The 1,822-nt window shown below is 70.4% G+C and carries 1 protein-coding gene; it reads left to right on the top strand.

All coding sequences use genetic code 11. The features are described from left to right. The first annotated feature begins 163 nt into the window (after window positions 1–163). A complete protein-coding gene (locus tag BT98_RS0120165; RefSeq protein WP_019463431.1) occupies window positions 164–1,528 on the top strand; it encodes an MFS transporter in 1,365 nt (454 codons plus the stop codon). Window positions 1,529–1,822: the final 294 nt, after the last annotated feature.

Genomic DNA, 1,822 nt, shown 5'->3' with positions numbered 1-1,822 from the left:
ACAGCGGCTCAATCGCCGCCCAGAGATCATCAGAAACCAAAGGCTTCGCCATGCCCACAGAAACGCATCATACCGGGTTTAGTTAGGCGCTCTTATGCATCCCCTTCCCGGAACCGCTCCAAGCGGCCGGAGACAAGAAAGCCCCGAGGATTCCGGAAAAGACATGCAGGCAGGCCGCGACACCGACGTCCAGGAATTCCTGGACGCGCATCCCTTCTCTCCCTTCCAGTGGGTCATCTTCGCCCTCTGCTTCACCATCGTGCTGCTGGACGGCTTCGATACCGCCGCCATCGGCTACATCGCCCCTTCGCTGATCGCCGAGTGGGGCGTCTCGCGCCCGGCCCTGGCACCGGTGCTGAGCGCCGCGCTCTTTGGCCTCGCCGCCGGGGCCCTGGCCGCTGGGCCGCTGGCCGACCGCTTCGGGCGCAAGGCGGTGCTGACCGGCTCCGTGCTGGTCTTCGGCATCGCCTGCCTGATGTCGGGCTATGCCGGCAGCCTGGACACGCTGGTGGTCTGGCGCTTCCTCACCGGCCTGGGCCTGGGCGCCGCGATGCCGAACGCGGTGACGCTGATGAGCGAGTTCTGCCCGCGCGGGCGGCGCGCCACCATCGTCAACGCCATGTTCTGCGGCTTTCCGCTGGGTGCTGCCTTCGGCGGCTTCCTGGCCGCCTGGATGATCCCGCTCTGGGGCTGGCGCAGCGTGCTGCACCTGGGCGGCGTGGTGCCGCTGCTGCTGGCGGTGCTGCTGCTCCTGCTGCTGCCGGAATCGGTACGCTACATGCTCGCCAAGGGCGCCCCGGCGGAGCGCGTGCGTGCCGTGCTGAGCCGCATCTCCGCATCCGCCAGCCAGACGGGCCGTTTCGTGAACCTGGAGGCGCAGCAGGTGGAGGCAGGCAAGGGCGGCATCGCCACCATCCTGTCGCCGCGCTTCCTGGTCGGCACGGTGATGCTCTGGATCGCCTATTTCATGGGGCTGGTGATCTTCTACGCCCTGGTGAACTGGATGCCGGTGCTGTTCGGTGATGCCGGCATGCGCCCGGCCACGGCGGCGATGATCTCGGCGCTCTTCCCGCTCGGCGGCATCGGGGCAGTCTTCTTCGGCTGGCTGATGGACCGCTTCAACGGCAATTCCATCATCGCCATCGGCTTCCTGCTCACCGCCCTCGCCATCGCCGCGATCGGGCAGGCGACGGGCAACCCGCCGCTCCTCATCCTGGCGGTGCTGGTGGCGGGCACGCTGATGAACACCGCGCAGTCCTCGCTGCCGGCCCTGGCCGCCGGCTTCTACCCGACCCAGGGGCGCGCCACGGGCGTCGCCTGGATGCTGGGCCTTGGGCGCTTCGGCGGCATCGCCGGCTCCTTCCTGGTGGCGGAACTGTCCCGCTACCAGCTCAGCCTGGGCAGCCTCTTCCTGGTGCTCGCCGTGCCCGGCCTGGTCGCCGCGGCCGCCCTGACCGTCAAGCGGCTGGCCCACCCCATGGCCCTTCCGGCCGCCGAGGCCGGCAAGGGCGTCGCGCTCGGTCATTGATCCGGGCGGCCGCTTCCGCGCGGCGCCCGGTGGCTGGCTGCCGGGGGAGAGGCGCTGCCTCTCCCCCGGCCCCCTCTCCGCCGGGGACCGAAGCCGGTCCCCGGACCCCGGGCCTGAGTTGGCTCCGCGTGGTGGCCGCCAGCCTGCGGCCCGATCCCGGGAAGCAGGTGGCAACGCGGGGCTCCCGGAAAGAAGATAAGGCACCCTGTCCGCGCTGGTGGCACTGGCAGTCCGCCGGAGAGCGATGCTCTCCGGCGCGATCCGGCCGGCAGCGAAGAGGCAACGAACGGGAGG

The sequence above is a fragment of the Roseomonas mucosa ATCC BAA-692 genome, assembly GCF_000622225.1.
GTDB lineage: Bacteria > Pseudomonadota > Alphaproteobacteria > Acetobacterales > Acetobacteraceae > Roseomonas > Roseomonas mucosa.
Note: the sequence above shows the minus strand (reverse complement) of the source record. Positions and strands in the feature narration are given on the sequence as shown.

Excerpts from the sequence above, each read along its gene's own strand:
- BT98_RS0120165 (WP_019463431.1), top strand. The coding sequence starts at position 164 with ATGCAGGCAGGCCGCGACACCGACGTCCAGGAATTCCTGGACGCGCAT.